Origin of the sequence: Microbacterium sp. Leaf288 (assembly GCF_001422925.1) — a bacterium.
Lineage (GTDB): Bacteria > Actinomycetota > Actinomycetes > Actinomycetales > Microbacteriaceae > Microbacterium.
Genome location: NZ_LMNI01000012.1, coordinates 27,977 through 51,035, shown reverse-complemented (window position 1 = coordinate 51,035; position 23,059 = coordinate 27,977). Strand labels below are relative to the sequence as shown.

Sequence of the window (23,059 nt, the reverse complement as noted above, 5' to 3'; positions counted from 1 at the left end):
AACGTGAACAGCGTCGAACGACACCTCACGCCTTGTCGCAGCATCCGTCCCACCGGGGTGGAGCGCGACAGCCTACAGGCGACGGAACGCGAGCACTGAGGAGCACGTCATGCCATCACCCGTTGACCGCGAGAAGGCCCTGGAATCGGCCCTCGCCCAGATCGACCGGCAGTTCGGGAAGGGCTCGGTGATGCGCCTCGGCAGCGACGAGCGCGCTCCCGTCGAGGTCGTGCCCACCGGCTCGATCGCCCTCGATGTGGCGCTCGGCATCGGCGGTCTCCCGCGCGGCCGCATCATCGAGATCTACGGACCGGAGTCGTCGGGTAAGACGACGCTGACCCTGCACGCGATCGCCAACGCGCAGCGCGCCGGCGGCATCGCGGCGTTCATCGACGCCGAGCACGCACTCGACCCCGATTACGCGCAGAAGCTCGGCGTCGACATCGACGCACTGCTCGTCTCGCAGCCCGACACGGGTGAGCAGGCGCTCGAGATCGCCGACATGCTCGTGCGCTCGGGCGCGATCGACCTCATCGTGATCGACTCCGTCGCCGCCCTCGTGCCCAAGGCCGAGATCGAAGGCGAGATGGGCGACTCCCACGTGGGTCTGCAGGCGCGCCTCATGTCGCAGGCGCTGCGCAAGCTCACGGGTGGTCTCAACCAGACCAACACCACGATGATCTTCATCAACCAGCTGCGCGAGAAGATCGGCGTGTTCTTCGGCTCGCCCGAGACCACCGCCGGTGGTAAGGCGCTCAAGTTCTACGCGTCGGTCCGTCTCGACATCCGTCGCATCGAGACTCTGAAGGACGGTACGGAGGCGGTCGGTAACCGCACTCGCGTCAAGGTCGTCAAGAACAAGATGGCGCCGCCGTTCAAGCAGGCGGAGTTCGACATCCTCTACGGCGTGGGCATCTCGCGCGAGGGCAGCCTCATCGACTTCGGCGTGGAGCACGCCATCGTCAAGAAGTCCGGCGCCTGGTACACCTACGAGGGCGAGCAGCTCGGGCAGGGCAAGGAGAACGCCCGCAACTTCCTCCTGAAGAACCCGGATGTCGCGGCCGAGATCGAGACGAAGATCAAGACGAAACTCGGCATCGGCGTGCCCAAGGCCACGGGCGAGGTCGCGGACGAGCTGGCGGCCCGCCGCCCGGCCTGATGGTCCGCTTCGTCGACAGCGGCGGCGAGTCCGACGCAGACAACGGCGACGGACTCGCCCCCGTGACATCGCTCTTCGGCGACCGCCGCGCGAAGGCGTACCCGAAGACGGTGGCAGACGTTCGGCAAGAGCTCGAGGACCGCATCCCCGCCGGTCGAGCAGACCCGGACTCGTGGGCGGAGCCTGTCTCCGCGCCGTCGGCACCGGCTGCGGCTGAGTGGCGGAGCGAGTGGAACGACGGCCCCGGCGCGCGCACGAGCACGAGCGCACGCAGCGGACCCGAGCGCGATGAGCGTGAGGAGCGCCCCATCGACCTCGACGCCGAGCGCGCCGGCAGAGCTCGTTCCGGGGGGAGTCGGCGAGGTGCGCCGGAGGCCACCGATCCCGCCGGGGCGGCCGAGCTCGGTCTGCTGAAGAAGCTGCGTGGTCGGCAGGTCTCCGTATCGGAGGCGAAGACGTACCTCGGTCAGTACGAACTCGGCCGCGAAGGCGTCGAGGCGATCCTCGACGCCTTCCTCGAACGCGGCTACCTCGACGACGCCCGGCTCGCGGAGCAGGTGGTGCATTCCGGCGTCGATCGCAAGGGACAAGGACGCCAGGCGCTCTCGCAGAGCCTCGCGAAGCGGGGTATCCCGCGCGACATCGCCGACGCGGCGCTGGCAGGGCTGCCCGACGACGACGCGGAACGGGCGCTCGAGTTCGCACGATCCAAGGCGGGCTCCATGCGCGGGCTCGAGCGCGACGTCGCGCTTCGTCGTCTCGCCGGCCAGCTGGCGCGACGGGGCTACGGAGGTTCGGCGGCGCTCAACGCCGCCCGGCAGGCGCTGGACGAGTCGATGCGTCCCACCGGACGCGTGCGATTCGACTGACGCCTGCCGCGAGCTCGTGCGTGTCATGCCCAGGCACGGGGCCGCACGCGCAGCATCCACTGCCCAGCCTCCGTGCATGCGGACGGCTCGTAGAATGGCGGGATCATGTCTTCCCCTTCCGCCACCCCGACTCTCATCGCGCCCTCCGAGGCCGCGCACGATGTCGACGGGCGTGCGCGCACATACGAGGTGCGCACGTTCGGCTGCCAGATGAACGTGCACGACTCCGAGCGCCTCTCCGGTTCGCTCGAGAGCGCCGGCTACGTCCGCGCCGAGGCGGGCGAAGAGGCCGACGTCGTCGTGATCAACACGTGCGCCGTGCGCGACAACGCGGCCGGCAAGCTGTATGGCACGCTCGGTCACCTCAAGTCCCGCAAGGACAAGCACGCGGGCATGCAGATCGCCGTCGGCGGCTGCCTCGCGCAGATGGACAAGGACGTCGTCCAGCAGAAGGCGCCCTGGGTCGACGTCGTCTTCGGCACCCACAACATGGGATCGCTGCCGAGCCTGCTCGAGCGTGCGCGCCACAACGGCGAGGCCGAACTCGAGATCCTCGAGTCGCTCGAGATCTTCCCGTCGACGCTGCCCACCAAGCGTGACAGTGTCTACAGCGGCTGGGTGTCGATCTCGGTCGGCTGCAACAACACCTGCACGTTCTGCATCGTGCCGAGCCTGCGCGGCAAGGAGAAGGACCGCCGCCCCGGCGACATCCTGAACGAGATCCGCCTCCTCGTCGACGACGGCGCGATGGAGGTCACCCTCCTCGGCCAGAACGTCAATTCGTACGGCGTCGAGTTCGGCGACCGTCAGGCGTTCGGCAAGCTGCTGCGCGCCGCCGGCGAGATCGAGGGCCTCGAGCGCATCCGCTTCACGAGCCCGCACCCCGCCGCGTTCACGGACGACGTCATCGACGCGATGGCCGAGACTCCGGCCGTCATGCCGCAGCTCCACATGCCGCTGCAGTCGGGCAGCGACCGCATCCTCAAGGCGATGCGCCGGTCGTACCGCAGCGACAAGTTCCTCGGCATCCTCGATCGCGTGCGGGTCAAGATGCCCGACGCCGCCATCACGACCGACATCATCGTGGGTTTCCCGGGCGAGACCGACGAGGACTTCGAAGACACGATGCGCGTCGTCGAGCAGGCGCGCTTCGCCAGTGCCTTCACGTTCCAGTACTCGATCCGCGAAGGCACCCCGGCGGCCACCATGCCCGACCAGGTGCCCAAGGAGATCGTGCAGGCGCGCTACGAGCGCCTCGCCGCCCTGCAGGACCGCATCTCGCGCGAAGAGAACGAGAAGCAGCTCGGCCGCGAGCTGCAGGTGCTCGTCTCGACCGGTGAGGGCAAGAAGGACGCCGAGACCCACCGCCTGACGGGCCGCGCCGAAGACAACCGGCTCGTGCACTTCGAGGTGCCCGAGGGCTCCGAGATCCCGCGCCCCGGTGACGTCGTCTCAGTCGTGGTGACGCACGCTGCGCCGTTCCACCTGCTCGCCGACTCGACCGATGGCGCGCCGCTGCGCATCCGCCGGACGCGCTCCGGCGACGCGTGGGATCGCTCGCAGGCCGAGTCGTGCGGCATCCCGGCGCCCGCGGGCGCCGCGTCGACAGGCTCCGCCGGGGCACCGCGCGCGGTCTCCCTCGGGCTGCCGACGCTGCGCATCGGCGTCTGACCCCCTCCGTGAACACCCCGGCCGACGCCGCCCCGCCGCCGCTCCTGTGGGCCGTGGTCGGTGCGACGGGGACGGGTAAGACCGCGCTGTCGCTCGAGCTGGCCGAAGCGCTCGCGGCCGGCGGCCGCCCGGCCGAGATCGTGAACGCCGACGCGATGCAGTTCTATCGCGGCATGGATATCGGCACCGCGAAGCTTCCCGAGGCCGAGCGGCGAGGCATCCGTCATCACCTCTTCGACGTGCTCGACGTCACCGACGACGCCGCGGTCGCCTGGTATCAGGATGCTGCGCGCACCGCGATCCGCGAGATCCACGGTCGCGGCGCCGACGCCGTGCTGGTCGGCGGTTCCGGGCTGTACGTGTCGAGTGTGCTGTTCGACTTCCGCTTCCCGCCGCGGAACGAGGAGCTCCGCGCCCGGCTCGAGGCGGAGCTCGACGAGCACGGCCCCGGCGCACTCTATGCCCGCCTGCGTGAACGGGATCCCGCGACGGCGGCCAAGGTCGATCCGCGCAACGGCCGGCGCATCGTGCGCGCGCTCGAGGTGCTCGAGCTCGGTGAGCGCACGCACGGCGCGATGCTGCCCGACGCTCCCATCCTCTGGTACCCCGACACCCGCATCGTCGGCGTCGCGGTGCCCCGCGACGAGCTCGTGCTCCGCCTGGACGCGCGCGTGGAGGCGATGTGGCGGGACGGGCTTGTCGACGAGGTGAGGGCGCTGCGCGCGCAGGGCCTCGAACGCGGCGTGACGGCGCGCCGAGCGATCGGCTACGCGCAGGCGCTCGCTCAGCTGACAGGCGAGATGACCGAGGCCGAGGCGATCGCCGAGACCCAGGCCCTGACACGCCGCTACGCCCGGCGGCAGGTGTCGTGGTTCAAGCGCTACGACGACCTGCGGTGGGTGGATCCGGAGACGGATGCCACCGCCCTGGCAGACTCGTGGTCATGAGCATCGCGATCCGGGCCTTCGATCTCCCCGACACCGAGGCGGTCGTCTCGCTGTGGCAGCTGACGGGGCTCACGCGGCCGTGGAACAACCCGTACCAGGACATCCGCCGCAAGCTCTCGGTGCAGCCGGAGCTGTTCCTCGTCGCCGTCGACGACCGGACGATCGTCGGCACGGTCATGGCCGGCTACGACGGCCACCGCGGCTGGCTCTACTACCTCGCGAGCGCGCCGGACCGGCGCGGCGAGGGGATCGCACGCAAGCTGGTCGCCGAAGCCGAAGAGCTGCTGACCGAGATGGGCTGCCCGAAGGTGCAGCTCATGGTGCGGCCCGAGAACGGGATCGCACGCGGGTTCTACGACTCGCTCGGCTACGAGCCGTTCGAGACGTGGAACACCGGCAAGCGCCTCATCGCCGACTGAGCCGGCCAGGGCCCGGCGCCTCGGATCCCGCCCGTAGACTGGTGCGATGCCGCAGACGATCGCGTTCACCAAGGGCCACGGCACCGGCAACGACTTCGTGATCGTCCCTGACCCCGACGGCGTGCTCGACCTCACCGACGACCAGGTCGCGGTGCTGTGCGACCGGCGCTTCGGGATCGGCGGCGACGGCATCCTGCGCGTGGTGCGCGCGAGCGCCATCGACGAGGGCGCCGAGGCGGCGGATTCCGGAGCCGAGTGGTTCATGGACTACCGCAACGCCGACGGTTCGAAGGCGGAGATGTGCGGCAACGGCGTGCGGGTCTTCGTGCGCTACCTCGTCGACGTCGGCTGGGCCGACGTCGACGGCGACCCGCTCAAGGTCGGTACGCGCGCGGGCATCAAGACCGTCACCCGCAGCGACCGCGGGTACGAGGTCGACCTCGGCCCGTTCGTCGTCGACGACTCCGGTGTGCTCGTGCGCACGCGCGGCGGGGGAGCTCCTCGTCCGGGTGTCGGGATCGACGTCGGAAACCCGCACGTCGTCGTGGCGCTGCCCGACGACGCGGAGCTGGAGGGACTCGACCTTGCCGCGCAGCCGCTGCTGCAGCCCGAACCTCCGCACGGCGCGAACGTCGAGTTCGTCGTCCCGAGCGACCCGCTCGTGCACGAGGGCGTCGGCTCGATCCGCATGCGCGTGTTCGAGCGCGGGGTGGGCGAGACGCTGAGCTGCGGAACGGGTGTCGCGGCCGCTGCGCTGGCGGTGCGGCACTGGGCCGGTCCCGCGGCACCCGATCACTGGGTCGTCGAGGTCCCCGGCGGCACGCTGGGCGTGCGGGTACCGGAGGTCGACGGGGCGCGTCACGTGCTCCTGTCGGGCCCCGCGACGCTCGTCTACACCGGCGAGGTCACGCTCGCGTAGCGCAGCTCAGCCCTCGGGCAGCTCGGGCAGGTCGATCGGCTCGCTCGGCGGTGAGCCGTGGCGGCGCACCTTGAGCACGCGGAAGCCCCGGGCCGTCGCCGCGCGGTGCACGGTGAAGCGCCGGTCGAGCGTCGCGGCGAGCCAGCGCTGCAGCGAATCCGAGCCGAGGTTGCGCTGCACCACGAGCCACGCGTCCGCCCGCTCGTCGAGCCGGGGGAGCCAGCGCTCGAGCAGACCGTGCAGCTCGTTCTTGCCCACGCGGATGGGCGGATTCGACCGGATCGTGCGGAACAGGATGTCGTCGGGAACATCATCGGGCAGCGACGCGTTGACGTTGTCGAGCCCGAGTGCCGCCGCATTGCGACGCACCAGGTCGAGCGCACGCTCGTTCACGTCGACGGCCCACACCGTCGCGTGCGGCGCATCGAGCGCAAGGCTGAGGGCGATCGGTCCCCACCCGCACCCGAGGTCGAGGAAGTTCCCGCTCGCCGGAGGCGGGGGAGTGTTCGACAGCAGCACCGCGGTTCCCGAGTCCACGTGATCGGGGCTGAAGACGCCCCCGGCAGTCGTGACCTCGAGATCGCGACCGGCGAGTGTGACCCGGATGCGGCGCAGGTTCTCGGGGCTGGCGGGCGTCGCACTGAAATAGTGGTCACTCCCCATGGCTGACGAGCCTAGCGGAGGTGCTCCGCACAACGGGAAGCTAGAATTCACGGATGCCGCGAACCGGCCGATGAGCGGCGGAAAACGGCATCCACCGCAACAACCGAAGGAACACATGACGGATACCACGACACCCCAGAGCACCGACGAGACGCCGGTGGACCCGGTGGATCGCGTGCTGGCGCGCGCCGAAGCGCGCTCGGGGGTGCACGTCTTCGGGGCCGCTCAGGCGCTCCAGGACGAGGCAACGATCGGGCGCGCCGACAGCGACGGCGAGCAGTGGGACCGCGAGGAGCGCGCCGCGCTCCGGCGCGTCCCCGGGCTCTCCACCGAGCTCGAAGACGTCACCGAGGTCGAATACCGGCAGCTGCGACTCGAGAACGTCGTGCTGGTCGGCGTGCACGCGCAGGGCGAGACGGAGGATGCCGAGAACTCGCTGCGCGAGCTCTCGGCGCTGGCCGAGACGGCCGGCGCCGTCGTGCTCGACGGCGTGCTGCAGCGGCGTCCCCACCCGGACCCCGCGACGTACGTGGGTCGCGGCAAGGCGGAGGAGCTGCGCGACATCGTCGCCGCGGTCGGCGCCGACACCGTGATCGCCGACACCGAGCTCGCCCCCAGCCAGCGGCGCGCCCTCGAGGACGCCGTCAAGGTCAAGGTGATCGACCGTACGACGGTGATCCTCGACATCTTCAGCCAGCACGCGAAGAGCCGTGAGGGCAAGGCCCAGGTCGAGCTGGCGCAGCTCGAGTACCTCCTCCCGCGCCTGCGCGGTTGGGGCGACTCGATGAGCCGCCAGGCCGGTGGCCAGGTGGGCGCGGGCGGTGCGGGCATGGGCTCGCGCGGTCCCGGTGAGACGAAGATCGAGCTCGATCGTCGCCGCATCCGCACGCGCATGGCACAGCTGCGCAAGCAGATCCGCGACTTCGCCCCGGCGCGCGACGCCAAGCGGGCCGAGCGCAAGCGCAACACGATCCCGTCGGTCGCGATCGCCGGGTACACCAACGCCGGCAAGTCGTCGCTGCTGAACCGCCTCACGAGCGCGGGCGTGCTCGTCGAGAACGCCCTGTTCGCGACGCTGGACGCCACCGTGCGGCGCACCGAGACGAACGACGGCCGGATCTACACGCTCACCGACACCGTCGGTTTCGTGCGCAACCTGCCGCACCAGCTGGTGGAGGCGTTCCGGTCCACGCTGGAAGAGGTCGGCGACGCCGATGTCATCGTGCACGTCGTCGACGGCTCGCACCCCGACCCGGCTGCCCAGCTGGCGACGGTGCGCGATGTGATCGGCGACGTCGGCGCGCGCGACATCCCCGAGATCATCGTCTTCAACAAGGCCGATCTGATCGACGACGACGCGCGCCTGCTGCTGCGCGGACTCGAGCCCAAGGCGGTGTTCGCCTCCTCCCGCACCGGCGAGGGGATCGACGAGCTGCGGGCCCTCATCGAACAGACGCTGCCGCTGCCGGCGGTCGAGGTGCGGGCGCTCGTGCCCTACGACCGCGGCGACCTCGTCTCGGCGATCCACGAGCAGGGGATGATCCTCGCGCAGGAGCACGAGGAGGGCGGCACCGCCGTGCACGCCCGTGTGGGCGAGCACCTCGCCGCACGCCTCGCCCCCTTCACGGTCTGAGACCGCGAGCCGCCGCTCGAGCCGCTAGGAGAGCTCGAGCGGCGGCACTCCCGGCGTCTCGAATCCGAACACCTGGCCGAGGAACGCGAGCTCGGCCTCCATGGTGCGCACAAGCGTCGTCGCGCTGCGGAAGCCGTGGCCTTCGCCCTCGAACGCGAGGTAGGCGTGGGCGACGCCGTTCGCCGCGAGGGCGTCGCGCACGGCCTCGGACTGCGACGGCGGCACGACGCGATCGTCGAGGCCCTGCTCGATCAGCAGCGGTGTGCGGAGTCTGTCGAGGTGCGACAGCGGCGACCGCTGGACGTACAGCGCCTCGGCCTCGGGCAGCGGCCCCACCATGCCGTCGAGATAGCGGGCTTCGAAGTCGTGCGTGTCCTCGGCGAGCTTGCGGAGGTCGGCCACGCCGTAGCGGCTGATGCCCGCGCCGAACGCGTCGGAGTTCGTCAGTGCGCACAGCACCGTCCAGCCGCCCGCCGAGCCGCCCGCGATCGCGAGCCTGGCCCCGTCGGCGATGCCCGCCTCCGCGAGCCCGCGGGCCGCGGCCACGACGTCGTCGACGTCGACCACGCCCCACTGCCCGAGCAGGCGTTCGCGATAGGCGCGGCCGTAGCCGCTGGAGCCGCCGTAGTTGACGTCGAGCACGCCGATTCCACGGCTGGTCAAGTACGCGATCTTCCCGGATGCTGCGCCGCCCACGTGATCGGTCGGACCGCCGTGCACGAACACCACGTACGGGGGCCGCTCGCCGTCTGGCCCGACGACACCCGGGTTCGCCGGCGCGTAGTCGAAAGCGTGGACGGGACCATGGGGTCCGGGCTCGGTGACCGGGCGGGAGCGCGGCATCCACTCGGCTCCCCAGGGCGAGGCACCGCCGACGATGAGCCGTGTCGCCGCGGGATCCTCGACGCCGACCTCCCAGAGCCCTGCGCCGCCGGAGCCCGCGCCCGAGAGGAGCACGCGGGTGCCGCGGGCGTCCTCGATCGACAGGCGCGTCACGGCGTCGACGGGCAGTGCGCGGCGGCCGCCGGCGGCGTCGAGCACGACGAGCTCCTCCGCGCCGTTCGTCTCGACAGCGGCGATGCGCCCGTCGGCGAGCAACGCGAACCACCGCGTGCCGAGCACCCACAGCGGACCGCCGGTGTCGGCGTCGACAGCCGCGATCGGCTCATGGTGCAGGTCAGCCGTGAGCCGCAGCCGCCACAGGTTCCAGCGGCCCGTCGGGTCGTCGGCGTAGACGAGGTCGTCGTCGTCGACCCACTCGGGCTGCAGCGGCGAGGAGCCGCCGCCCGCGACTGTGGTCCATTCCGGGCCGTCGCCGCCCTCGAGGCGCGCGATGCGCAGCTCTGCACGATCCCAGGCCATGTGGGGGTGGTTCCACGCGATCCAGGCGAGACGCGAGCCGTCGGGCGACAGTGCGGGGTGGGCGACGAAGTCGCTGCCGCTCGCGAGCGAGCTCAGGCGCGCAGCATCCGTGGCTCCGCTGCCGTCCCGGGGGACGTCCACGATGTCGCGAGCCGGAACCGCGGTGCCGCGGGTGTGGTCCTCGCGCACGGCGAGCAGGCGGCCGTGCTGCAGCGTCAGGCCGCCGAAGCGGACGTCGCCGGCCTCGGGCGTGAGCGGGCGCGGCTCACCACCCGGCTCGAGCCGCCAGACGCGCTGGTCGGTCTTCTCGACGAAGTACAGCACGCCGTGGTCGTCGGCCGTCCACGAGCCGCCGCCGTACTCGTGCACGCGCGACCTGGCGCTCCACGGCGTGGGGAGCACATCGATGACGTCTCCGGATGCTGCCCGCCGGCGCACTGCGGAGCGGCCGCCCTCCTCGGGCACGGACTCGCCCCACCACACGTCCGGCTCGTCAGCACCGACGAAGCGCGCACCCTCCAGACGCGGAGAGGCCGCGGAGACCTCCGCGGCGGAGATGGGGGAGGGCCAGCTGCCGTAGGGGCGTACGTCCGGTGTCGTCACGCACACCACGGTACGACGAAGCCCACGGGAATCGCGATCGAAACAGAACGTCACAGGCGACACGACGGCGGCGCGCTCCGCTACCGTGGACGAATCGTCGCCCGGTCGTCCTCACGGACGCCCCGAACCTCGGGGCCCGGGCAGGAGCGACAGCCGAGCCCGGCACCCGCCCGCGAATGACACCCCTTCCGCCGTCCCGGCGGGTGGAGGTGCCGCGGCCGATCGGGCCTTCCCGTACGGCTCAGCCCTGTCCGCCGATCCCTGAGAAGCAGGCCATGTCGATCGACCTGAGCACTCCTCCCGTGCCGATCTCCTTCGAGGTGTACCCGCCGCGCTCCGACGCGGGCGTCGCCGCGCTCCACGAGACGATCCGCCACCTGGCATCGGTCGACCCGCGGTTCATCTCGGTGACCTACGGAGCGGGCGGCTCCACCGGCGGTCGCTCCCTCGAGCTGCTGACCCACATCCTGCGCGAGACCCACGTCGAGCCCCTCGCCCACCTCACGTGCGTCGGGAACAGCTATGCCGCCGCGAACGCGCTGATCCGGGAGTTCCTGGATGCCGGGATCACGAGCTTCCTCGCACTGCGAGGGGATCCGCCGGCGGGCGTCTCGGAGGACGACGTCTTCCTCGGCGATCTCGACAGCGCGGCCCAGCTCGTGCAGCTCATCGACTGCGTGCAGGCGGAGCGTGAGCCCTACAGCGAAGCGCCGATCCCCGGCGTGCCGGGTGCGGTGCGGGTCGCGGAGCGCCCCCGCGTCGACATCGCCGTGGCGGCGTTCCCGAACGGTCACCCGCGGTCGAGGCATCCCTTCGAAGACATCGACGCGCTGCTCGCGAAGCAGGCGGCCGGTGCGACGCTCGCGATCACGCAGCTGTTCTTCCACGCCGACGACTACCTGGCGTTCGTGCAGCGATCGCGCGAAGCCGGCGTCACGATCCCGATCCTCCCCGGCATCATGCCGATCACCTCGCCCACTCGCCTGCGCCGGGTTCTCGAGCTGACAGGGGAGCAGCTGCCGGTGGACCTCGCCGTCGCGCTCGACGTCGAGCCCACCGTCGAGGGGCAGCGCGAGGTGGGAGTCGCGCACGCCGCGCGACTCGCCCGCGAGGTCGTGGACGGGGGCGCCCCCGGCGTCCACCTGTACGCGTTCAACAACCACGAGACGGTCCTGGACGTGCTGAGCGAAGCCGGAGTGCTCGCCCCCTCCATGCGAATGCCCGACGCCGTCCGCTGACCCGGACGCCGCGATCCGTCGGATGACCGACGGGTCTCTTCGGCGACCCCTGAAGACCCCCCGATCCGAGATGAACGAAGCGAAAGAGAGAGCACGATGACCGAACCTCGCAGCACCTTCCCCCACGGCACGATCCTGGGCTATCCCCGGATCGGGCGCCGCCGCGAGCTCAAGCGCGCGGTCGAGGGGTACTGGGCCGGAACCGCCGACGCACAGACCCTGGAGCAGACGGCGGCCGGCCTGCGCCGCGCGACGCGTGAGCGGCTCGCCGCGCTCGGTCTCGGCCGCGACGACTCGTCGATTCCCGAGTCCTTCTCGTTCTACGACCAGGTGCACGACGCGGCCGTGACCGTCGGGGCGCTGCCCGAGCGGTTCGCCGCGCTGCGCGATGCCGACGGTGCGATCGGTCTCGACGCGTACTTCACCGCCGCGCGCGGGGCGGGTGACGATGCTCCCCTCGAGATGACCAAGTGGTTCGACACGAACTACCACTACCTCGTGCCCGAGATCGGCCCCGAGACGGTCTTCTCCCTCTCGAGCGACCGGTTCGCGCGCCAGGTGGCCGAGGCCAAGGCCGACGGCTTCACCGTCCGACCGGTGATCGTGGGCCCGGTGACCCTCCTCGCCCTCGCGAAGGCTTCGGATGCCTCCCCCCAGGGCTTCGACCCGCTCAGCCGTCTCGACGATCTGCTGCCGGTGTACGCCGAGCTGCTGTCCGCCCTTCGTGCCGCGGGCGCCGAGTGGGTGCAGCTGGACGAGCCCGCCCTGGTGAGCGAGAGCCTGCCTGCGGACGCGGCCGTGCTGGCGGATGCCGCGGCCCGCGCCTATGCCGCACTGGGCGTTCGCGGCGACCGGCCGGCGATCCTCGTCGCGGCGGGCTACGCGCAGCTGTCGCGGGAGGCCTGGGCGGCCCTCGCGGAGGCTCCGATCGAGGCCATCGCCATCGACCTCACCCGCGGCGCCGTGCCGGACGCCGTGCCGGGCCTGGACCGAAAGACGCTCGTGGGCGGCGTCGTCGACGGACGGAACGTGTGGCGCGGCGACCTCGACGCCGCATGGGATCGCCTGCAGGCGCTGAGCGCGGTGGGCGCGTCGGAGATCAGCGCGGGCACCTCGACCTCGCTGCAGCACGTGCCCCACGACGTCTCCGACGAGTCCGCGCTCGATGAGCGGCTCGCGTCGTGGCTCGCCTTCGCCGACCAGAAGGTCGCGCAGGTGGTGACGCTCGCCACCGGCCTGGTCGAGGGGCGAGACGCCATCGCCGCGCCGCTGGCCGAGGCATCCGCCGCCCTCGCGGACCGTCGGAGCGCCCCCGGCGTGCGCGACGGCGCGGTGCGCGAGCGCGCCGCGGTGCTGGACGCCGGCGACTTCGAGCGCGGCGACTACGACGCCCGCGTCGCAGCGCAGGACGCCGAGCTCGCTCTCCCCGTGCTGCCCACCACCACGATCGGATCGTTCCCGCAGACCGGCGACATCCGCCGGGCGCGGGCTCGTCACGGCCGGGGTGAGCTCACCGCCGACGAGTACCAGCGGTTCCTGCGCGACGAGATCGCGCGCGTCGTGACGCTCCAGGAGGACATCGGCCTCGACGTCCTCGTGCACGGCGAGGCCGAGCGCAACGACATGGTGCAGTACTTCGCCGAGAACCTCGACGGCTTCGCGGTGACCGAGAACGGCTGGGTGCAGTCGTACGGCTCGCGTGCGACGCGTCCGTCGATCCTGTGGGGCGACGTGTCACGGCCGACGGCCATCACGGTCGCGTGGTCGGCGTTCGCGCAGTCGCTCACCGACAAGCCCATGAAGGGCATGCTGACGGGGCCGGTGACGATCCTGGCGTGGTCGTTCGTGCGCGACGACCAGCCGCTCGGCGAGACGGCGAACCAGGTGGCGCTGGCGCTGCGCGATGAGATCGCAGACCTCGAGGGTGCGGGCATCCGCGTCATCCAGGTCGACGAGCCGGCGCTGCGCGAGCTCCTTCCCCTCAAGGCGGCGGACCAGCCCGCCTACCTCGAGTGGTCGGTCGGCTCGTTCCGCCTCGCGACCGCGGGTGCCGCGCCGGCGACGCAGGTGCACACCCACCTCTGCTACTCGGAGTTCGACGTGGTCATCGACGCGATCGCGGCGCTCGACGCCGACGTGACCTCGATCGAGGCCGCCCGCAGCCGAGGTGAGGTGATCGGCGACATCCGGGCGTCGGGCTTCGCCGCCGGCATCGGTCCGGGTGTCTACGACATCCACTCGCCGCGCGTGCCGTCGGTCGACGAGATCACCGACCTCCTGGACCGTGCGGTCGCGGAACTCCCGCTGCGCCGCGTCTGGGTCAACCCCGACTGCGGGCTGAAGACCCGTGGGTACGACGAGACGGTCGCATCGCTGAAGAACCTCGTCGAGGCGACCGAGGCGGTGCGGGCGAGCGTGCCGGCCTAGGAGCCCTTCTTCTTCGACCCGGATGCCGCGGCCACATCGGTCGCGGCATCCGTCGCGTCCGGGATGACCTCGGTGTCGTTCAGCGGCTCCAGGACGGCGGTCGCCGCGTCGCCCGCCTCTTCGTCGACGGCGTCGGCTTCGGCGACGTCGATCTCGAGGTCCGCGGCGGCGGCTGCGGCCTCGTCCGGGCGACGCTGCAGCAGCTCGAAGACCCACCACACGATGAGCCACACGATCAGCACGAGGAACACCTCGCCCACGCTGAGCGGCCGGAGGAGCATGAGCCAGAGGATCGCCAGGGCTCCCAGCACGATGCGCACGAGGATCCGCTGCGCGTAGAGCCACGTTCCGAAGCGGCCGGTGTCGATGCCGCGCTTCAACGCGGCCCCCCGCAGCCCTGCATTCACCGAGGCGACGCCGTTGCGCGCCGCGGTGGCACCGCGCCAGCGACCGGACATCCATGCGATCACGGCGATCACGACGCCCAGCAGCGTGAGGACGATGGCCGTGTCGCGCATCGCGGCGGTGATCTGCTCGTACATCGACGCGAGGGCACCTGCCGGCACCCCCAGGTTCGGGGCGCTGAGCGCCAGCACCGAGCCGCCGATGCCGAGCGCGATCGCGAGGATCCCCGCGCCGAGGGCGATCCCGATCCCGGTGCCGAGGACGGCGGTGGAGCGCCGCCGCGCGATCAGGATTCCGGCCAGGAAGAGAACGAGCGCGATGATGGGGGTCCACCAGCCTGCGGCGACGGCGAGGTTGTAGACGGTGCCGACGACCGTGAGGGCGTCGCTCTGCGCGACGACGATGGTCTTGTCGATGACCGGGATGGACTCGGCGAACCCGATGCCGCGATCTACGAGGCGCTTCTTCACCTCCTCGATGATCGGGCCGAGCTGGATGCCCACTTCGCCGGTGTCGCTGATCACCACGGCGCCGCCGGAGGTGCCCCCGGCGGCGACGGCCGCCAGCGACTTGTGGCTGGCCCGCAGCGCCGTCTCCCACACATCGGCGAACGCGTCGGACTGCACTAGACGCGTCACGGTCGTGTCGACGAGGTTCTGCAGACCTTGGGTGGCCGGTGCCCGCAGCAGATCGAGCGCGGCGAGAGCCCGCGGCGGCAGATCGAGCTGCTGGATGCCGTCGAACAGGTCGTTCGTCAGGCCCTCGAGGTCGAGCGAGTCCTCGATCGCCGTGGTGACCTGGTCGGCCACGAGCGCCTGCACCTGCGGATCCTCGGCGAGCGGGGCGAAGGTCTCCACGAACCGGGTCTCGTCGACCAGTTCGACCCGCGCCCATGCCGCGACGATCGAGACGGGCACCAGGATCGTCGCGATGACGATGCACAAAGCAGACAGGAACGCCCGCCAGCGGTTGCCGTGCGCCTTCTCGGAAGGAGGTGCCGGCGGCGGCGATCCGGCGCGCAGCCGGGCGTTCTCGGCCTCGAGGGCGTCGAGGCGGGCGCGAAGCGCGGCGGTGTCGTCCGTGGCGGTGACGTCGGTCATTCCCCCCTTATAGCGCTTGGCCGTGATCCACCGCCACCCGGCGCACCAGTTGGTGTCGAACTGTGCGTGAACGAAATGTCGACGAGATCGGCGTAGCCGCGCTCGAACAGGGGATTCAGACCGCGCGCAGCACCGCGACGACCTTGCCCAGCACCGTGGCGTCGTCGCCCAGGATCGGCTCGAACGCGGAGTTGCGGGGGAGGAGCCAGGTGTGGCCGTCGCGCTGACGGAACGTCTTCACGGTCGCCTCGCCGTCGAGCATCGCGGCGACGATGTCACCGTTGTCGGCGGTGGCCTGCGATCGCACCACGACCCAGTCGCCGTCGCAGATGGCGGCGTCGATCATCGACTCGCCGGACACCTTGAGCATGAACAGGTCGCCCTTGCCGACGAGCTGGCGCGGGAGCGGGAAGATCTCCTCCACCTGCTGCTCGGCCGTGATGGGGACGCCCGCGGCGATGCGGCCGACCAGCGGAACCAGTGCCGCGTCGCCGACCGATGGCGCGGCGTCCGCGGGGCTCTCGGTGGCGGTGCCGGGCAGGTCGATGAGGACCTCCATGGCGCGGGTCTTCCCGGCGTCGCGCCGCAGGTAGCCGCTGAGCTCGAGCTGGTTGAGCTGGTGCGTCACGCTCGACAGCGACTTGAGCCCGACGGCATCGCCGATCTCGCGCATGCTGGGCGGGTAGCCGTGACGGGCGATCGAGCGCTGGATCACTTCGAGGATCGCGAGCTGCTTGTCGCTCAGGCTCTTGCGCCGGCGGGTCTGGGGCTTCTCTCGCCCGGCCGCGTCGCTCATCTTCCGGCTCCGTCCTGCGCTCGGCCGCCGAGCGCTGTTTCTTCGAATGTCGGAGGCCCGTGGTGGGGTTCTCGTATCGAAACCGTATCCGGATCGCATGCGTTGAGGTGGCAACCTCGCCGCGTGTCGCGTTCGAGAGATCGACGTCGGAATCCGGTATTGACATCCTACAGACTCGAAGATAGCTTCGGAAGAGAGATTCGCATTGCCCGCTCCCGACCGAGTGGAGAATGCGAATCTCTCCCCATCAGGAGGAGATGAGCATGACCGCGATCGACTTCACGACGTCCGTCCCGTCGCCGGCCCGCGCCGCCGGCGCCGCAGCCCAGCGCGCCACGCGCGCAGTGGCCCAGCGATCCACGCGTCTGCGGTTGACAGTGCGCGGTCGCCGCGTGCTCGCCGTCCTCGCCGCTCTTCCGGCCGTGATCGCCCTGAGCGTCGCGGTGCTCGGCGGCGGCGCGGCGCTCGCCTCGCGCGACGCGGGCGCTCCTGCCGGTTCGTTCACCACCGTGACCGTCGCGCCCGGCGAATCGCTGTGGACGATCGCGGAGGAGGTCGCCCCCGACCTCGACCCGCGCGACGTGGTCGACGAGCTTGTGCGGCTGAACGCCCTCGACACCGTCCTCGTCCAGGCGGGCCAGCGCCTCGCGATCCCCGCAGCGTACGATCGCTGATCGCACGGCGCGTCGCGCGGCGTCACGCGGCGAGAGCGCCCCGATGGGCGGGCCTACCATGGGATGGGTGAGTGCACGTCTCGAAGATCTCCCCCTACGCGCCGATCTCCGGGGGCAGAAGCCCTACGGTGCCCCGCAGGCGCCCCTTCCGGTCGCCCTGAACGTCAACGAGAACACGCATCCGGTTCCGGGCGAGGTCGCCGACGACATCCTGGACTCGATTGCACTCGCACTGCGCGACGTCAACCGCTATCCCGACCGGGAGTTCACCGCACTGCGGGAAGGCTTCGCCGACTATCTCGGTCACGGTCTCACCCGTGACCAGATCTGGGCCGCCAACGGCTCGAACGAGGTGCTGCAGCACATCCTTCAGGCTTTCGCGGGTCCGGGGCGCACCGCCTTCGGGTTCGCGCCCACGTACTCGATGTACCCGCTGCTCACGCGCGGCACGGGCGCGGAGTGGATCTCAGGCACCCGATCGGCCGACTTCACGATCGACGCCGAAGACGCGGCATCCCAGATCGCGGACGCCGCGCCCGACGTGATCTTCCTGTGCTCGCCGAACAACCCGACCGGTACCCCTCTCGGCCTGGACGTCGTGGAGGCCGTGTACGAGGCGACTGACGGAATCGTCATCGTCGACGAGGCGTACTTCGAGTTCGCCCCGCACGACGAGCGCTCGGCGCTGACGCTGCTGCCCGGGCGGGAGCGCCTCGTCGTCTCGCGCACGATGAGCAAGGCGTTCGCGTTCGCCGGAGCGCGCGTGGGCTACCTGGCGGCCGATCCCGCGCTCATCGATGCACTGCGCCTCGTGCGCCTGCCGTATCACCTCAGTGCGCTCACCCAGGCGGCGGCGTCCGCCGCGCTGCGTCATGCTCCGGTCATGCTGGGCATGGTCGACGAGATCGTCGCCCAGCGCGACCGTATCTCGGCCACGGTCGAAGCGCTGGGCTACACGCCCCACGAGTCGTGGACGAACTTCGTGCTGTTCGGCGGCGTGGCCGATCCGGCGGCCACCTGGCAGGCCCTGTACGACGAGGGGGTGCTCATCCGTGACGTCGGCATCCCTTCCCACCTGCGAGTCACCGCGGGCACTGCGGATGAGACCACCGCATTCCTCGACGCCCTCGCCTCGGTAGGATCGGCGGCATGAGCGCCGCACCACGAACCGCCTCGCTGCGCCGGGCGACGAGCGAGTCGACCGTCGAGCTGGAGCTCGATCTCGACGGCACCGGCCGCAGCCGCATCGACACCACGGTGCCGTTCTTCGACCATCTCCTGACCGCGTTCGCGAAGCACTCGCTCACCGACCTCACGGTACGGGCGTCGGGCGACACCGACATCGACGCCCACCACACCGTGGAGGACATCTCGATCGTGCTCGGCCAGGCGATCCGCGAGGCCCTCGGCGACAAGTCGGGCATCTCGCGCTACGGCGACGCGCTCGTGCCGCTCGACGAGGCGCTCGCGCAGGCCGTGGTCGACATCAGCGGCCGCCCCTACCTGGTGCACACCGGCGAGCCCGCAGGCTTCGAGCACCACCTCATCGGCGGCCACTTCACCGGATCGCTCGTGCGCCACACCTTCGAAGCCATCGCGTTCAATGCGGCCCTGACCGTGCACGTGCGCGTGCTGTCGGGGCGCGACCCGCACCACATCGCCGAGGCGGAGTACAAGGCGTTCGCCCGCGCGTTCCGCCAGGCGAAGGCGCTGGACCCGCTCGTCGAGGGCATCCCGAGCACGAAGGGCGCCCTGTGACCGCAAGCGCTCCCGCCGAGCGGGAGAAGCCGCTCGTCGCCGTCCTCGACTACGGGTCGGGCAACGTGCACTCCGCCGTCAAGGCACTGGTCGCGGCGGGAGCCGACGCGCGCCTGACCTCCGATCGCGGACTGATCATGGACGCCGACGGGCTCTTCGTGCCCGGCGTGGGCGCGTTCCGCGCGGTGGCCGAGGCGCTGCGCGCGAGCCGCGGCGACGAGCTCATCGAGCGCCGCCTCGCCGGCGGCCGGCCGGTGCTCGGCGTGTGCGTCGGCATGCAGATCTTCTTCGAGCGCGGCGTAGAGCGCGGCGTCGACACCGAGGGCATGGGGGAGTGGCCGGGCGTCGTGACCGAGCTCGACGCCCCGGTGCTGCCGCACATGGGCTGGAACACCGTCGAGCCGGGTGAGGGCTCGCGCCTGTTCCGGGGCATCGAGCACGAGCGGTTCTACTTCGTCCACTCGTTCGGCGCGCAGAAGTGGCTGCTCGACGTCCAGCCCCCGTTCCCCGAGCCCGTCCTCACCTGGTGCGAGTACGGCACGCCGTTCCTCGCCGCGGTCGAGAACGGGCCGCTGTCGGCCACGCAGTTCCACCCCGAGAAGTCCGGGGATGCCGGCATCCGCCTTCTCACGAATTGGATCGACGGCCTCGGCGGGGCTACCCTCTGAGACCGTGCCGTCTGCGGGAGCGCGTGCTTCCGTGATCCGCCCCACAGCTTCCCCACGTCTGAGTCAGGATCCATGAACGATTTCGCGTCCACACCCAAGCTCGTCCTCCTGCCCGCTGTCGATGTCGCCGACGGCAAGGCCGTCCGCCTGACGCAGGGCGAGGCCGGCACCGAGACCAGCTACGGCGACCCCGTCGACGCAGCCCTCGACTTCGCGCGTCAGGGTGCCGAGTGGATCCACCTCGTCGACCTCGACGCCGCCTTCGGCCGTGGCAGCAACGCCGGCGTGCTCCGCAAGGTCATCAAGCAGGTCCGCGGCGTGCAGGTCGAGCTCTCGGGCGGCATCCGCGACGACCGCACGCTCGAGGCGGCCCTCGAGAGCGGCGCCTCGCGCATCAACCTCGGCACCGCGGCGCTCGAGAACCCCGAGTGGGCCGCCGATGTCATCGGCCGCTACGGCGACGCGATCGCCGTGGGCCTGGACGTGCGCGGCACGACCCTCGCCGCACGCGGCTGGACGCGCGAAGGCGGCGACCTCTGGACCGTGCTCGACCGCCTCGAGGCTGCCGGCTGCAGCCGTTACGTCGTCACCGACGTCACGAAGGACGGCACCCTCCAGGGTCCGAACCTCGACCTCCTGCGCGAGCTGACCACGCGCACCCCGAAGCCGATCGTCGCCTCGGGCGGCGTGTCGAGCCTCGACGACATCGCGGCGCTGCGCGACCTCGTCCCGCTCGGCGTCGAAGGCGCGATCGTGGGCAAGGCGCTGTACGCCGGAGCCTTCACGCTCGCCGAGGCGCTGGATGTCGCCGGACACTGACCCCCACGGCCACCACGGCCACGCGCACGGCGGCGACTCCGCCGGCGTGCCCTGGGAGGGTCGCAGCTTCCAGGCGAACCCGCACTCCTCTGACGACGGCTCCGCCGATCCGGCGCTGCTCGCCGCGCTCACGGCGTTCCGCGCGGGAACGGGCGGGCAGCGCGAGGTCGTCGACGCCTACCGGACGGCGCGCCTGCTGATCCCGCTCGTCGCCGAGAAGGGCGACCACGGCATCGGGGCGCACGGTCTCGAGGTCGACAAGACGCAGGAGCTCTCCATCGTCACGGTGGCCGCTCCCGACGGCCGTCGCGTGCTGCCCGTGTTCACGTCGGTCGATGCCATGGGGCGATGGGATGCCGCGGCCCGGCCGGTTCCGGCCGACGGCGTCCGCACCGCTCTGTCTGCTGCGGCCGACGACACCGACCTCATCGTGGTGGACCCGGCGTCCGAGACCGAGTTCGTCATCCGGCGCCCCGCCGTGTGGGCGATCGGGCAGGGCCTCCCGTGGGAGCCGAGCTTCCTGTCGCCCGAAGTGGTGGCGGGACTCCACGAGAGCATCGGCGGTGAGCTGTCGGTCATCGACCTCGCCGTCGAGGCCGGCGACCCCGACGCGCGGCTGCGCGGCCCCGAGCTCGTGGTGCGCCTGCACCTCATGGACGGGCTCGAGAAGGCCGAGCTCGACGCGGTGCTCGCGCGCCTCGCGAAGCGCTGGGCGGCCGACGACCGCATCGCCGTCCTGGTCGACTCCCTCACGGTCAAGCTCGTCCGCGCCTGAGCGCGCCTCCGGCGCGCGTGATGCGTGCTCTCCGTCTGCGAGCGTGCGCTCGGCGTGGAGCTCCCGCGCGGCTCTTGCGGCGGGGCGGATGGGGTTGGATGATCGGCTCGGCGAAGGGGGCCCCGCATGGACGACGGCGTGACCGGGCGGCAGTACCGTGAGGCGCTCGACGCGGCCCATCGGCACGCGCTGAGCTGGTTGGACACTCTGCCCGATCGTCCGGTGCGGTCGGAGACCGACGCAGACGGGGTGCTCGCGCGGCTCGACCGCACCCTCCCCGCGGAGGGGACGTCGCCGACGGCGGTCGTCGACGAACTCGCCGAGGCCGTGGGCCCCGGCCTCATCGCTCTCGGTTCACCGCGCTTCTACGGCCTGGTGATCGGCGGAGCGTACCCGGCGGCAGTCGCCGCCGATTGGCTCGTCTCGGCGTGGGATCAGAATGCCGGAGCCCGGCAGCTCACGCCGGCGGCGGCCGCGGTCGAGGAGGTCGCCGCCTCGTGGCTTCTCGAGCTTCTCGGGTTGCCGGCCAGGAGCGGGGTGGGCTTCGTGACGGGTGGGACCATGGCGAATTTCGCGTGCCTCGTGGCGGCGCGCGACGCCGTGCTGCGTGGCGCCGGCGCGGATCCGTCCGCGGGGATCCAGCACGCGCCCGCGATCCGCTTCTTCGCCGGCGGCGCGGTCCACGTGTCGATGGTGCTGGCCGGTCGGCTCGCGGGCCTCGGCGCTCCGGCCACCGTGGGCGCCGACGATCAGGGGCGCATCGACGTCGACGGTCTCGAGCGCTCGCTCGCCGAGGGGACGGGGCCCGCCATCGTCGCCCTGCAGGCGGGAGACGTGCACTCGGGCGCGTTCGACGACTTCGCAGCCGCGGTCGAGGTCGCCCACCGCGCCGGGGCGTGGGTGCACATCGACGGCGCCTTCGGTCTGTGGGCGGCTGCGAGCCCGCGCTTCCAGCACCTCGTCGGCGGCCTCGCCGACGCCGACTCGTGGGCGACCGACGCGCACAAGACGCTCAACGTGCCGTACGACTGCGGCGTCGCGATCGTGCGTGACGAGGCCGCGATGACCGCGGCGCTGGGGGCGCACGCCGCGTACCTGCCCGCGACGACCAGCGTCTCGGATCCGTACGACCGCGTCCCCGAGTTCTCGCGCCGCGCGAGGGGCATCCCCGTCTGGGCCGCACTCCGGTCGCTCGGCAGGCGCGGCGTGGTCGGCTTGGTCGACGGACTGGCGGATGCCGCGGCAGCGCTCGCCGCCGGGTTCGACGAGATCCCCGGCCTCGAGGTCCTCAACGATGTCGTGTTCACGCAGGTGAGCCTCGCCGCGCGCGACGATGCGACGACCGCTGCGCTGGGGGAGTGGCTGCGCGCCGAGGGGACCGTGTGGGCGTCGTCGTCGACGTGGCGGGGCCGCACCGTCGTGCGCTTCGCGGTCAGCAACCACGGCACGGACGCCGAGGCCGTCCGCCGCACGATCGATGCCGTGGCGCGCGCAGCGGCCGCGCTCGGCATCGCGTAGTCAGCGCGGCGGTCGGGCGATCAGGTCAGGGGGCCCGCCGGTCAGGTGACCGGGCCCGTCCACTTCTCGCCGGGGCCCTTGCCGATCGGGTCGGGGATGACCGAGGCCTCGCGGAAGGCCAGCTGCACCGAGCGCAGCCCGTCGCGGAGCGACCGCGCGTGCATGTCGCTGATCTCGGGCGCGCCGGCGGTGATGAGCCCCGCCAGCGCGTTGATGAGCTTGCGCGCTTCGTCGAGGTCGGTCTGCGTCTCGGGGTCGTCGGCCAGCCCGACCTTGACCGCGGCGGCGCTCATCAGGTGAACCGCGGCCGTCGTGATGACCTCGACGGCGGGCACGTCCGCGATGTCGCGCGAGGCCGAGGCGGCCGCCCGCTCCTGCTCCTCCCAGCGCGCGTGGCGCTCAGCATCCACTGCCGTCGCGCTGGTCTGATCGCCGTCCTGGTCTCGAATCGTGTCCACGCCGTTCTCTCTGATAGACTGCTGCGGTCTCCGGTGCGTTCTGTACCGGATCGGAAAGTGGATCACATCCCACCCGCGCTTGCCGTTCCAGGCTACCGGGTCATGCACTCCGCCCCGACCGTTCTGCGGCCGGGGTAGCCGTCGGGGCGACCGGACGGGAACTCCATCACAGGAGAGG

21 protein-coding genes are annotated in these 23,059 nt (G+C 71.6%); 16 read left to right on the top strand and 5 right to left on the bottom strand.

Annotation, left to right across the window (positions count from 1 at the left end; translation table 11 throughout):
- Positions 1–109 precede the first annotated feature (109 nt).
- The 6 genes from recA (at position 110) to dapF (ending at position 5,984) form a co-directional block, all read left to right on the top strand.
- Entirely contained in the window at positions 110–1,159 is a 1,050-nt protein-coding gene (recA, locus tag ASF40_RS13850; protein ID WP_056370073.1) for a recombinase RecA, read from the top strand.
- The gene (locus tag ASF40_RS13845; protein ID WP_056370071.1) at positions 1,159–2,028 is read left to right on the top strand and encodes a regulatory protein RecX; all 870 of its coding nucleotides are present in this window, start codon (positions 1,159–1,161) and stop codon (positions 2,026–2,028) included. Before recA ends, ASF40_RS13845 begins: the two co-directional genes overlap by 1 nt.
- Before the next feature lie 105 nt (positions 2,029–2,133).
- Complete coding sequence (miaB, locus tag ASF40_RS13840) at positions 2,134–3,699, top strand: tRNA (N6-isopentenyl adenosine(37)-C2)-methylthiotransferase MiaB (RefSeq protein ID WP_056370069.1); 1,566 nt, start codon at positions 2,134–2,136, stop codon at positions 3,697–3,699.
- Positions 3,700–3,707: 8 nt separating this feature from the next.
- A complete protein-coding gene (gene miaA / locus ASF40_RS13835; RefSeq protein ID WP_235560243.1) occupies positions 3,708–4,646 on the top strand; it encodes a tRNA (adenosine(37)-N6)-dimethylallyltransferase MiaA in 939 nt (312 codons plus the stop codon).
- Complete coding sequence (locus ASF40_RS13830) at positions 4,643–5,065, top strand: GNAT family acetyltransferase (protein ID WP_056371446.1); 423 nt, start codon at positions 4,643–4,645, stop codon at positions 5,063–5,065. The genes miaA and ASF40_RS13830 overlap by 4 nt, the downstream gene beginning before the upstream one ends.
- Positions 5,066–5,111: 46 nt before the next feature.
- On the top strand, positions 5,112–5,984 hold the full coding sequence (dapF, locus tag ASF40_RS13825; RefSeq protein ID WP_056370067.1) for a diaminopimelate epimerase: 873 nt from the start codon (positions 5,112–5,114) through the stop codon (positions 5,982–5,984).
- A 6-nt stretch (positions 5,985–5,990) separates the two neighbouring features.
- Here dapF and ASF40_RS13820 read toward each other — a convergent pair whose 3' ends face one another.
- Positions 5,991–6,647 carry a class I SAM-dependent methyltransferase gene (locus ASF40_RS13820; protein ID WP_056370065.1) on the bottom strand — a complete coding sequence of 219 codons (657 nt, stop codon included), beginning with the start codon at positions 6,645–6,647 and terminating at the stop codon, positions 5,991–5,993.
- Positions 6,648–6,762: 115 nt separating this feature from the next.
- Between ASF40_RS13820 and hflX the strand changes: the two genes are divergently transcribed.
- Positions 6,763–8,280 (top strand): GTPase HflX, encoded by a 1,518-nt coding sequence (gene hflX, locus ASF40_RS13815; protein WP_056370063.1) that lies wholly within the window; start codon positions 6,763–6,765, stop codon positions 8,278–8,280.
- Positions 8,281–8,304: 24 nt separating this feature from the next.
- On the opposite strand, the gene ASF40_RS13810 is transcribed toward hflX, so the two are convergent.
- A complete protein-coding gene (locus ASF40_RS13810; RefSeq protein WP_056371444.1) occupies positions 8,305–10,245 on the bottom strand; it encodes a S9 family peptidase in 1,941 nt (646 codons plus the stop codon).
- Positions 10,246–10,520: 275 nt separating this feature from the next.
- Between ASF40_RS13810 and ASF40_RS13805 the strand changes: the two genes are divergently transcribed.
- Positions 10,521–11,483 carry a methylenetetrahydrofolate reductase gene (locus tag ASF40_RS13805; protein ID WP_056370061.1) on the top strand — a complete coding sequence of 321 codons (963 nt, stop codon included), beginning with the start codon at positions 10,521–10,523 and terminating at the stop codon, positions 11,481–11,483.
- Between the two features lie 96 nt (positions 11,484–11,579).
- A complete protein-coding gene (gene metE, locus ASF40_RS13800) occupies positions 11,580–13,910 on the top strand; it encodes a 5-methyltetrahydropteroyltriglutamate--homocysteine S-methyltransferase (protein WP_056370059.1) in 2,331 nt (776 codons plus the stop codon).
- Here the strand turns inward: metE and ASF40_RS13795 are convergent.
- Positions 13,907–15,415: a hypothetical protein gene (locus ASF40_RS13795; protein WP_056370057.1), complete on the bottom strand. Its 1,509-nt coding sequence runs from the start codon at positions 15,413–15,415 to the stop codon at positions 13,907–13,909. The genes metE and ASF40_RS13795 overlap by 4 nt on opposite strands.
- A 115-nt stretch (positions 15,416–15,530) precedes the next feature.
- Complete coding sequence (gene lexA / locus ASF40_RS13790; RefSeq protein WP_045297256.1) at positions 15,531–16,211, bottom strand: transcriptional repressor LexA; 681 nt, start codon at positions 16,209–16,211, stop codon at positions 15,531–15,533.
- 263 nt (positions 16,212–16,474) lie between these two features.
- Between lexA and ASF40_RS13785 the strand changes: the two genes are divergently transcribed.
- From ASF40_RS13785 to ASF40_RS13755, 7 genes are all read left to right on the top strand, one after another.
- Positions 16,475–16,885 (top strand): LysM peptidoglycan-binding domain-containing protein, encoded by a 411-nt coding sequence (locus tag ASF40_RS13785; RefSeq protein WP_082497074.1) that lies wholly within the window; start codon positions 16,475–16,477, stop codon positions 16,883–16,885.
- Between the two features lie 67 nt (positions 16,886–16,952).
- Positions 16,953–18,038, top strand: a complete 1,086-nt coding sequence (locus ASF40_RS13780; RefSeq protein WP_056371440.1) for a histidinol-phosphate transaminase — start codon at positions 16,953–16,955, stop codon at positions 18,036–18,038.
- Positions 18,035–18,643: an imidazoleglycerol-phosphate dehydratase HisB gene (gene hisB, locus ASF40_RS13775; protein ID WP_056370056.1), complete on the top strand. Its 609-nt coding sequence runs from the start codon at positions 18,035–18,037 to the stop codon at positions 18,641–18,643. The genes ASF40_RS13780 and hisB overlap by 4 nt, the downstream gene beginning before the upstream one ends.
- On the top strand, positions 18,640–19,311 hold the full coding sequence (hisH, locus tag ASF40_RS13770) for an imidazole glycerol phosphate synthase subunit HisH (RefSeq protein ID WP_056370054.1): 672 nt from the start codon (positions 18,640–18,642) through the stop codon (positions 19,309–19,311). The genes hisB and hisH overlap by 4 nt, the downstream gene beginning before the upstream one ends.
- A gap of 72 nt (positions 19,312–19,383) precedes the next feature.
- Positions 19,384–20,130: a bifunctional 1-(5-phosphoribosyl)-5-((5-phosphoribosylamino)methylideneamino)imidazole-4-carboxamide isomerase/phosphoribosylanthranilate isomerase PriA gene (gene priA / locus ASF40_RS13765; RefSeq protein WP_056370052.1), complete on the top strand. Its 747-nt coding sequence runs from the start codon at positions 19,384–19,386 to the stop codon at positions 20,128–20,130.
- Positions 20,114–20,905, top strand: coding sequence for an SseB family protein (locus ASF40_RS13760; RefSeq protein WP_056370049.1), 792 nt, complete (start codon positions 20,114–20,116; stop codon positions 20,903–20,905). Before priA ends, ASF40_RS13760 begins: the two co-directional genes overlap by 17 nt.
- A gap of 126 nt (positions 20,906–21,031) precedes the next feature.
- Positions 21,032–22,423 (top strand): pyridoxal phosphate-dependent decarboxylase family protein, encoded by a 1,392-nt coding sequence (locus ASF40_RS13755; protein WP_056370047.1) that lies wholly within the window; start codon positions 21,032–21,034, stop codon positions 22,421–22,423.
- 41 nt (positions 22,424–22,464) lie between these two features.
- On the opposite strand, the gene ASF40_RS13750 is transcribed toward ASF40_RS13755, so the two are convergent.
- On the bottom strand, positions 22,465–22,881 hold the full coding sequence (locus ASF40_RS13750; RefSeq protein ID WP_442922703.1) for a DUF1844 domain-containing protein: 417 nt from the start codon (positions 22,879–22,881) through the stop codon (positions 22,465–22,467).
- Positions 22,882–23,059 lie beyond the last annotated feature (178 nt).

Bases quoted from the DNA above. Each gene is read 5' to 3' on its own strand.
- ASF40_RS13760 (WP_056370049.1), top strand. From the start codon at position 20,114: ATGTCGCCGGACACTGACCCCCACGGCCACCACGGCCACGCGCACGGC.
- dapF (WP_056370067.1), top strand. From the start codon at position 5,112: ATGCCGCAGACGATCGCGTTCACCAAGGGCCACGGCACCGGCAACGAC.
- ASF40_RS13795 (WP_056370057.1), bottom strand. From the start codon at position 15,415: ATGACCGACGTCACCGCCACGGACGACACCGCCGCGCTTCGCGCCCGC.
- ASF40_RS13845 (WP_056370071.1), top strand. From the start codon at position 1,159: ATGGTCCGCTTCGTCGACAGCGGCGGCGAGTCCGACGCAGACAACGGC.
- miaB (WP_056370069.1), top strand. From the start codon at position 2,134: ATGTCTTCCCCTTCCGCCACCCCGACTCTCATCGCGCCCTCCGAGGCC.
- priA (WP_056370052.1), top strand. From the start codon at position 19,384: ATGAACGATTTCGCGTCCACACCCAAGCTCGTCCTCCTGCCCGCTGTC.
- ASF40_RS13830 (WP_056371446.1), top strand. From the start codon at position 4,643: ATGAGCATCGCGATCCGGGCCTTCGATCTCCCCGACACCGAGGCGGTC.
- metE (WP_056370059.1), top strand. From the start codon at position 11,580: ATGACCGAACCTCGCAGCACCTTCCCCCACGGCACGATCCTGGGCTAT.
- hisB (WP_056370056.1), top strand. From the start codon at position 18,035: ATGAGCGCCGCACCACGAACCGCCTCGCTGCGCCGGGCGACGAGCGAG.
- recA (WP_056370073.1), top strand. From the start codon at position 110: ATGCCATCACCCGTTGACCGCGAGAAGGCCCTGGAATCGGCCCTCGCC.
- ASF40_RS13805 (WP_056370061.1), top strand. From the start codon at position 10,521: ATGTCGATCGACCTGAGCACTCCTCCCGTGCCGATCTCCTTCGAGGTG.
- ASF40_RS13820 (WP_056370065.1), bottom strand. From the start codon at position 6,647: ATGGGGAGTGACCACTATTTCAGTGCGACGCCCGCCAGCCCCGAGAAC.
- ASF40_RS13755 (WP_056370047.1), top strand. From the start codon at position 21,032: ATGGACGACGGCGTGACCGGGCGGCAGTACCGTGAGGCGCTCGACGCG.
- ASF40_RS13785 (WP_082497074.1), top strand. From the start codon at position 16,475: ATGACCGCGATCGACTTCACGACGTCCGTCCCGTCGCCGGCCCGCGCC.
- hflX (WP_056370063.1), top strand. From the start codon at position 6,763: ATGACGGATACCACGACACCCCAGAGCACCGACGAGACGCCGGTGGAC.
- lexA (WP_045297256.1), bottom strand. From the start codon at position 16,211: ATGAGCGACGCGGCCGGGCGAGAGAAGCCCCAGACCCGCCGGCGCAAG.